1 protein-coding gene is annotated in these 267 nt (G+C 59.2%); it reads right to left on the bottom strand.

The window, feature by feature from the left end:
* A partial coding sequence (locus H6B10_RS16240; protein ID WP_430661780.1) for a hypothetical protein occupies positions 1-267 on the bottom strand: 267 nt, incomplete at both ends.

Here is a 267-nt window from a genome sequence, read left to right as displayed (position 1 = left end):
GGTCATGGGAGGGCTGGCTGGGACCGTAGTCGGTTGCCGCCAGGGTCAGCGGTCCTTCGCCGTAAAGGTCCTTGCAGTCATCGTAATAAGTATAGGTAATGGTGCTGCGGCCACCGTTGAGGGTGAAGGTATACCCATCCTTCACACTGCCGGCAGTACCGGCCAAAAAGAGCTGGTCAGGGCTGCCGACGGTACCCTCGTCGCAGTTGGTCACGTCCACCAGGTAATTCTGGCCATCCAGTGGCACAATGTTCCACATGTGGCCGC

Origin of the sequence: Gemmiger formicilis (assembly GCF_016901605.1) — a bacterium.
GTDB lineage: Bacteria > Bacillota > Clostridia > Oscillospirales > Ruminococcaceae > Gemmiger > Gemmiger formicilis_B.
The sequence above is the reverse complement of the archived record's forward strand: the minus strand, read 5'-3'. Positions and strand labels throughout refer to the sequence as shown.